We start from the raw sequence: 5,691 nt of genomic DNA, 5'->3' as shown, positions 1-5,691 counted from the left end.
ACCCGCGCGCGGCGGCTGCCGCCGATTATGTCGCGATGCTGGAGGCCTCCTTCTGAGCAGCAACGCGCTCTACGCAGCCGGATCGAAAATGACACAGTCTCGGTCCGGTTGCCCTCCACTGGCGCCAATCACCTTGACCCTCCCCCGTCCGAACGTCATCGTGCGGCATCAGATTCACCCAGCCTGCACGAGGCTTGCCCCTATGCGCCGCGCCCTGCTGAAAACCACCCTCGTCGCAGCGACTTGCCTTGCTGCGACCATCAGCGTCGAGGCCACGAGCCGCCGCTATGTCGACCCGGCGGATCGGGCCGAGGCACGCATCATTCCGATGTATGGCAACCTGCCGGCCTGCGAGGATCCCGCCGTCCTCAGCGAGATCACAAGCTGGTTCAATTCGCGAGAGGCCAAATTCTGGGGGCCGCTGCAGGCGGTCGCCTATGATCGCATCCGACCCATCGGCTTCCGACCCTGGGGCGACGATTTCATCCCGCGCCGCTTCTGCACGGGGCGGATCGCGTTGAATGACGGCTCGCTGCACCGCATCGACTACTCCGTGCGCGAGAATCTCGGCCTGTTCGGCTTGACCTGGAACGTCAACTGGTGCGTCAACGGCCTCGATCGAGGTCTTTCCTACGCGCCCAATTGCCAGATGGCCCGGCCCGGCCCCGAAAAGTAACCTCCGGCTGTGAGACTGCCGCGCGCCTGGTTGTCGATGCTGACGCTGCTTGGCCTTATGGCCCCAGACGCGCAAGCGCAGGGGCAATATGGCCGCGGCGGCGTTCCCGGTGATTTCGACTTCTACGTTCTCGCCCTGTCATGGTCGCCGGGCTTCTGCGAACTGGACGGCGGACGCGGGCGCGCCCGCGAGCAATGCGAGAGCGGCGCCAATCTCGGCTTCGTCGTGCATGGCCTCTGGCCGCAGAACGAGCGCGGCTACCCCACTGATTGCGGACCGGCCGGCCGCACGCCTTCTCGCATCGCCCTCGACCAGGCCGACGGCCTGTTCCCGTCCGAGGGGCTCGCCCGCTATGAATGGCGCAAGCACGGCACCTGTTCGGGCTCGAGCCCGAACGACTATTTTTCGGATGTCCGGCGCGCCCGCCAGAAGGTCGCGATTCCTCCGGCGCTGCAGAAGGCGGATCGCGATCAGAGCTGGACCGCGATCGATCTCGAGCGCGCCTTCGCTGCGGCGAATCCAGGCTTGCGCAGCGACATGATGTCGATCGCCTGCAAACGCGGTGTGCTGCAGGAAGTCAGGATCTGCTTCAGCAAGGACCTGCGCAATTTCCGCACCTGCCAGGAGGTCGACCGTTCCGGCTGCCGCACGCGCGACATCACCGTGAAAGCTCAACGCTGACAGAGCGCTGCGAGGCGGCTAAGACCGCTTCATGAATTATCATCACAGCTTCCACGCCGGAAATTTCGCCGACATCCTCAAGCATGTCGTGCTGATGCGCATCCTGACTCATCTCGGCGCCAAGGATACGCCCTATCGCGTCATCGACACCCATGCCGGTGCCGGCCGTTACGATCTCGGCTCCGAGGAAGCGCTGCGCACGCATGAATGGAAGGACGGCGTGGCTCGGCTCGACCAGTCGCCGCTCGCCTCCAGCGTGGAGGCGTTGCTGGCACCATGGCGCGAAGCTGTCGCGGTCGCACGGGAAAGCCATGGCGCCGGCAGCTATCCCGGCTCGCCCTGGCTCTGCCGACACGCCATGCGGGCGGAGGACCGGCTTATCGCCGCCGAACTGCATCCAACCACTTGCAAAAAGCTCGCCGCGACGCTCGGTCGCGATTCGCGCTGCAAGGCGCTGGCGATCGACGGCTGGACGGCGCTGCGCGCCAATGTCCCGCCGAAGGAACGACGCGGACTCGTGTTGATCGACCCGCCCTTCGAGGAGAAGGACGAGTTCGCGACGATGGCGGCCGAGTTCATTGCCGCGCACCGCAAATGGCCGACCGGCATTTACGCGCTCTGGTATCCGGTCAAGGAGCGCCGGGCCGCCGACGGCCTCGTGAATGCGATCGAGGATGCCGGCATCGGTCGCCTGCTCAGGCTCGAGATCGATGTCGACCGCCCCGAAGCCGCGGGAGGTCTCGGGGCCACCGGTCTGCTTGTGGTCAATCCGCCCTGGAAACTGGCGGAGGAAGCTCTCCTCCTGTTGCCGGCATTGTGCGAACGCCTCGCGCAAGGCCCGCGGCCGCGCTACCGTTGCGAGCCGATCCGCCCGGACGGCTGACATCTCCAGAACTGACCGGAATATGACCGATGCTGACCTTGCGCACCTCCCCAGCCTCCCCCTTCGGCCGCAAGGTCAAAATTGCCGCCCATGAGCTCGATCTCCTGGGCCGCATCGAGATCGTCGCGGCGGATACCACCGATCCCAAGGACACGTTGCGCGCCCAGAACCCGCTCGGCAAGATTCCGGCGCTGGTGCTCGAGGACGGCTCGGCACTGTTCGATTCCCGCGTCATCGCCGAGTATCTCGACCATCTCGCCGGTGGCGGCCTGATTCCGTCAGGCGAAGCGCGCTTTGCGCAGTTGCGCCTGCAAGCGCTGGCAGACGGCATCTGTGATGCGGCCCTGCTTCAGGTCTATGAAGGCCGGTTCAGGACGCCCGAGATGCGCAATGCCGCCTGGGTCGAGAATCAGGCTGGAAAGGTCACGCGGGGACTTGCCGCGATCGAGGCAGCGCCGCCAGCCTGGTCTGGCAAACCCCGCATCGGTGAAATCGCACTCGCCTGCGCGCTGGGCTATCTCGATCTGCGCTTCGACGGAACGTGGCGGGCAGCTCACCCCAAGCTGGTCGCCTGGCTCGACGATTTCGCGGCGAAGGTGCCCTCCTTCGAAACCACCCGATTCAAGGGCTGACCGGCTCCGAGCTAAAGCATCGGCCCGAAAAGGGGATTGCGGTTTTCGGGAAAGCCGATGCAAAGACAAAGGGTTAGATCATCGGACTGGATACGATATCCGGTCCGGTGATCTTGTCTCGCACAACAAAAAACCCGGTGGCCGAAGCCACCGGGTTCATTCTGAGCCCCGTGAGGGGATCGGACTAGAACTTGTAGTTCAGGCCAGCGCGGACGACCGAGAACTTGGTCTCGACGTTCGAGGTGAAGGTGCCGCCGGGAACGTTGAACGACTCCTTGTCGAGGTCGACGTAGAGATACTCGAGCTTCGCCGTCAGGTTGTTGGTGAAGGCGTACTCAAGACCAGCACCGACGGTCCAGCCGTACTGGGTGTTGTCGTTGCTGCCAGCGAACACGCCGTTGGAGACCTTGTTCTTCACGCTGCCGTAAGCGAAACCGCCGGTGACATACGGCAGGAACCGGTCGAAGGAGTAACCGACGCGGCCACGAACGGTGCCGAACCAGTTGACCTCGGTCGAGGCGCGGAGGCTGTTAGCCAGGTTGACGGAAGTCGACTTCAGGTCAGCGCCCTGGAAATCGGCTTCAGCGCCGAGGACCCACTGGCCGATCTGATAGTTGTAGCCGATCTGGCCACCACCGGTGAAGCCATCGGGATCGCTGAAGTTGCCGAGGTTGTTGGTGAAAGCGCCCGTGGTCGAGTCGATCTGGCCCCAAGCATAGCCAGCGTTGACGCCGACGTAGAAGCCGGTCCAGGTGAACACTGGCGGCAGATAGATCGGGGCGGCAACCGGGCCCTTGCGGGACGGCAGGTCGGCAGCAGAGGCGGCGCCGGCAACGACGAGGCCGAGGGCCGCGACGCTCGTAAGCAGGTACTTCTTCATTTTAGACTCCTTTAGTCGTCGCTGGTGCCGGCGTGGCCCGGCGGTGATGTCGATGACGCCCTTATAGCCCGCGCMTGCGTCGATGTCTGTTGCGGCTAAAGCACAGGTACATTGCAGACCGCGGCAGAAATGCGGCACGAATGGGGATGACTAAGACCAATTGTTCAACACGCGTTAATTATTATTAAGCCACTGTGAATGGTAAACCGAATACTAACAACGCGTTGACCATATAGTGGAAGCAAGCAGGGAACGCGCGACATATCCTAAGGTTCCAAACAAAATGCGGCCACAATCTGTCACGGTCCTTCGCTTGCTCGTTCCGGGCTCGCGTGCTTAAGCCTTGCAGCACAATCCACGGAATGGACCAGGCCGGTGCCGCCGCTTTCTATATTCATTATTGCTCGGGATGAAGCCGACAGAATCGGCCGTACCATCGACGCCGTGCGAGAGCTGAGCGATGACATCGTCGTGATCGATTCAGGCTCGACCGATGGTACGCAGACAATCGCCGAGCAATGCGGTGCCCGCGTGATCTTCAATGCGTGGCCGGGTTACGGGCAGCAAAAGCGCTTCGGGGAAGACCAGTGCCGCTATAACTGGCTCCTCAATCTGGATGCCGACGAAGTCGTGCCCAGGGAGATGGCCGTCGAGATTGCAGCGCTCTTCGCTCATGGCGATCCGCCTGCGGATGCCTACAGGACGCGCATCGCCGAGATATTCCCTGGCGAGCGCGCGCCGCATCGTTTCACCTACGCCTTGTCGCCGGTTCGGCTCTACCGAAAGGACAAGGGACGCTACTCGCCTTCGCCGGTTCACGACCGTGTCGATCTCTCTTCGGATGCCCGCATCGGCAGGCTGAAGGGCACGGTTCATCATTACTCCGTGCGTTCTCTCGGCGAGCAGATGGCGAAATTGAATAACTACAGCGACGCACAGGCCGACGATCTCGACAAGCGCGGCGAGACCCTTTCGGTCTTCCGGCTGGTCGCCGAGTTCCCGGCCAATTTCGTCAAGGCCTATATTGGCCGGCGTCACGCCCTGCGCGGCGTCTATGGCTTCATGACCGCGATGAACTACGCCTTCTACCGCTATTTGCGCGCAGCCAAACATTGGGAACGGCGCCTCAAGCGTCACTCCGATAAAGATGCACGCAATGGCTGAGGTTGCGCTCGTCACCGGTGGAGCACGCCGGATTGGACGCGCCATCGTCGAGCACCTTGCGGATGCGGGCTACGCGGTTGCGATCCACTACCGCACATCGCACATCGAGGCCGAAGCGCTCGCAGCGGACGTGCGCGGTCGGGGCGGCAAGGCAATCACCGTCGCTGCCGACCTGGCCGATCCCGCGTCGGTCGACACCATCATTCCGGCCGCCGAAGCAGCGCTTGGGCCGGTGACCCTGCTGGTCAACAGCGCCTCCAGCTTTCTGGTCGATGACATCCGCACGATCGACGTGCCGACCTGGAACCGGCAGTTCTCGACCAATCTGCGCGCGCCCTCTGTGCTCTCCGGCGCGATGGCCAATCATCTTCCCGCGGATCGAGAAGGCTGCATCGTCAACATTATCGATCAGCGGGTCTGGAAGCCGACCCCGGAGTATTACTCCTATACCTTGACCAAATCGGCGCTTCTCACGGCAACGACCACGATGGCGCAGGCGCTTGCGCCGCGGATTCGCGTGAACGCCGTCGGGCCAGGGCCGACCTTTCCGAATCCGCAGGACGGCGAGGCCTTGCTCGCGCGCGAGGCCGCGGGATCGCTGCTGCAAAGGAAGGTCGACGCGGCGGATATCGCCGGGGCGGTGCTCTATCTCGCCCGCGCCCGATCGGTCACCGGGCAAATGATCGCCGTCGACAACGGCCAGCACCTGGCCTGGCGAACCCCTGATATCGTGACCTGACGCCCCACCCCACGTCATCTGCAAGACGTTGAGCCG

7 protein-coding genes are annotated in these 5,691 nt (G+C 63.5%); 6 read left to right on the top strand and 1 reads right to left on the bottom strand.

Annotated features, from left to right (window positions below; genetic code table 11):
• The first annotated feature begins 202 nt into the window (after positions 1–202).
• The 4 genes from AC1DJT_RS33850 to AC1DJT_RS33835 are packed head-to-tail and all read left to right on the top strand — an operon-like array spanning position 203 to position 2,872.
• Positions 203–676: a hypothetical protein gene (locus tag AC1DJT_RS33850; RefSeq protein ID WP_441489482.1), complete on the top strand. Its 474-nt coding sequence runs from the start codon at positions 203–205 to the stop codon at positions 674–676.
• A gap of 36 nt (positions 677–712) precedes the next feature.
• Positions 713–1,357 carry a ribonuclease T2 family protein gene (locus AC1DJT_RS33845; RefSeq protein ID WP_441505207.1) on the top strand — a complete coding sequence of 215 codons (645 nt, stop codon included), beginning with the start codon at positions 713–715 and terminating at the stop codon, positions 1,355–1,357.
• A 31-nt stretch (positions 1,358–1,388) separates the two neighbouring features.
• Positions 1,389–2,240 (top strand): 23S rRNA (adenine(2030)-N(6))-methyltransferase RlmJ, encoded by an 852-nt coding sequence (locus AC1DJT_RS33840; RefSeq protein WP_476835791.1) that lies wholly within the window; start codon positions 1,389–1,391, stop codon positions 2,238–2,240.
• A 29-nt stretch (positions 2,241–2,269) separates the two neighbouring features.
• Entirely contained in the window at positions 2,270–2,872 is a 603-nt protein-coding gene (locus tag AC1DJT_RS33835) for a glutathione S-transferase (RefSeq protein ID WP_441505205.1), read from the top strand.
• Positions 2,873–3,056: 184 nt separating this feature from the next.
• On the opposite strand, the gene AC1DJT_RS33830 is transcribed toward AC1DJT_RS33835, so the two are convergent.
• Positions 3,057–3,752, bottom strand: a complete 696-nt coding sequence (locus AC1DJT_RS33830; protein WP_441505204.1) for an outer membrane protein — start codon at positions 3,750–3,752, stop codon at positions 3,057–3,059.
• A 375-nt stretch (positions 3,753–4,127) separates the two neighbouring features.
• Between AC1DJT_RS33830 and AC1DJT_RS33825 the strand changes: the two genes are divergently transcribed.
• Positions 4,128–4,916 (top strand): glycosyltransferase family 2 protein, encoded by a 789-nt coding sequence (locus tag AC1DJT_RS33825; protein WP_441505203.1) that lies wholly within the window; start codon positions 4,128–4,130, stop codon positions 4,914–4,916.
• Positions 4,909–5,655 carry an SDR family oxidoreductase gene (locus AC1DJT_RS33820; RefSeq protein ID WP_476769489.1) on the top strand — a complete coding sequence of 249 codons (747 nt, stop codon included), beginning with the start codon at positions 4,909–4,911 and terminating at the stop codon, positions 5,653–5,655. Before AC1DJT_RS33825 ends, AC1DJT_RS33820 begins: the two co-directional genes overlap by 8 nt.
• Positions 5,656–5,691: the final 36 nt, after the last annotated feature.

The sequence above is a fragment of the Allobosea sp. 05T422_2 genome (assembly GCF_056396265.1).
Note: the sequence above shows the minus strand (reverse complement) of the source record. Positions and strands in the feature narration are given on the sequence as shown.